Source organism: Intrasporangium oryzae NRRL B-24470 (genome assembly GCF_000576595.1).
Classification (GTDB): domain Bacteria; phylum Actinomycetota; class Actinomycetes; order Actinomycetales; family Dermatophilaceae; genus Intrasporangium_C; species Intrasporangium_C oryzae.
Genome location: NZ_AWSA01000101.1, coordinates 1 through 2,323, shown reverse-complemented (window position 1 = coordinate 2,323; position 2,323 = coordinate 1). Strand labels below are relative to the sequence as shown.

Here is a 2,323-nt window from a genome sequence, read left to right as displayed (position 1 = left end):
CACCGGCCAAGCGGGCACCGCGCAAGCGGGCCAGCCGCAAGCGGGTCGCCGGGGCGGCTGCGGAGCCCGGGGAGGCCGCCGCGGCGGCCGTCGAGGAGCTCGTCGCCGAGGTCCTGCCGACGCTCGACGAGTCGCTCGAGCCCCAGGGCCAGGCAGCGCAAGACGAGGCCGCTCAGGCCGTCGCGGAGCAGGACCTGGACGCCCAGGTCGTGGAGGAGGACGTGGAGGAGGACGCCGAGGAGGACGCGGAGGAGGAGCCCGACCTCGAACCGACCGCGCCCCCTGCAGCCGTCGTCCCCAGCTTCAGCGTGCTCTTCCAGGCTCCCGAGCCGGCGCGAACCACGGCGTCCCGCCGCCGTCGGGCCACGGCGCCGGCCCAGGAGCCGGCCTCCCACGCCCCGGCTGAGGAGCCGGAGCCGTTCGAGCCGGGGGCCGAGGGCCGGACGGAGGCCGAGGCGCCGGAGGTCGAGCCGGGAGAGGACGAGACCACACCGCGCCGCTCGCGTCGCCGGCGAGGCGGCAAGGGGCGTCGTGGCCGCGCGCCGGGCGAGGCAGGGGACAACGGAGAGGCCGAGGACTCCGAGGCCCTCGGCGACGTCGAGCAGGCTGCCGGCGAGGAAGAGGCCCACGAGGGCCCCGAAGTCGAGGAGGAGAACGGCGAGGAGGAAGGCGCCACGACGCGTCGCCGTCGCCGCCGCCGCCGGGCCGGCTCGTCTGCCGGTGAGACCGCCGACGACACCCCCAACGTCTCGACCCGCGTCCGCCAGCCGCGTGCCATCAGCGACGAGCCCGTCGCGGTCAAGGGATCGACCCGCCTCGAGGCGAAGAAGCAGCGCCGGCGTGAGGGCCGCGAGGCCGGCCGCCGCCGCACGATCATCACCGAGGCCGAGTTCCTCGCCCGCCGCGAGGCCGTCGACCGCGTCATGGTCGTGCGCAACAAGGACGGTCGCACGCAGGTGGGCGTCCTCGAGGATGGCGTCCTCGTCGAGCACTACATCGACCAGGCGACGACCGTCTCGATGGCCGGAAACATCTACCTCGGCCGCGTCCAGAACGTCCTTCCCTCGATGGAGGCCGCGTTCGTCGACATCGGCAAGGGCCGCAACGCCGTCCTCTACGCCGGTGAGGTCAACTGGGACGCCGCCGGGCTCGAGTCCAACCAGCCCAAGCGCATCGAGAACGCCCTCGGCTCCGGCCAGACGGTCCTCGTCCAGGTGACGAAGGACCCGATCGGCCACAAGGGCGCCCGCCTCACCTCGCAGATCTCCCTGCCGGGCCGCTACCTCGTCTACGTCCCCAACTCCTCGATGACCGGGATCAGCCGCAAGCTGCCCGACACCGAGCGCGCCCGCCTCAAGAAGATCCTGCGCGACGTCGTCCCGGACTCCGCGGGGGTCATCGTCCGCACGGCCGCCGAGGGGGCGAGCGAGGAGGAGCTGCGCGCCGACGTCGAGCGACTCACCGCGACGTGGGAGGACATCCAGGCCCGCGCCGAGGCCGCCTCGAGCGGCAAGGCCGGCAAGTCCAAGGGGCGCAAGAAGAACGGCGGCACCGGGTCGAGCCCGATCGGCACGGCGCCCCTGCTGCTGCATGGCGAGCCCGACCTCACCGTCCGCGTCATCCGGGACGTCTTCAACGAGGACTTCAAGCAGCTCGTCGTCTCCGGCGACCAGGCCTGGCAGGAGATCCACCCGTACATCACGTCGGTCGCTCCTGACCTCGCCGAGCGGGTCACCAAGTGGACGTCCGAGGAGGACCTCTTCGCCCACCACCGCGTCGACGAGCAGCTCGCGAAGGCGATGGACCGCAAGGTCTGGCTGCCGAGCGGTGGCTCGCTCGTCATAGACCGCACCGAGGCGATGACCGTCGTCGACGTCAACACCGGCAAGTTCGTCGGCTCCGGTGGCAACCTCGAGGAGACCGTCACCAAGAACAACATCGAGGCCGCCGAGGAGATCGTCCGGCAGCTCCGCCTGAGGGACATCGGCGGCATCATCGTCATCGACTTCATCGACATGGTGCTCGAGAGCAACCGCGAGCTCGTCGTGCGGCGCCTGCTCGAGTGCCTCGGCCGCGACCGGACCAAGCATCAAGTGGCCGAGGTCACCTCGCTCGGTCTTGTCCAGATGACCCGCAAGCGGGTCGGGTCGGGCCTCATCGAGGTCTTCTCCGAGACGTGCGACCACTGCAACGGCCGCGGGTTCATCATCCACACCCAGCCGGTCGACAAGGGCGCACACGCGCCCGAGCAGGTCGAGGCGGCGGGCGGCACCACCCGTACCCGGCGCGGCGGCCGCGGCCAGGCCGCGACCAGCGGCCCGGG

The 2,323-nt window shown here is 72.4% G+C and carries 1 protein-coding gene; it reads left to right on the top strand.

What is annotated here, in order from left to right:
* Window positions 1-2,323 (top strand): Rne/Rng family ribonuclease (locus tag N865_RS21165; protein WP_034810261.1); only part of this gene is annotated, 2,323 nt, incomplete at both ends.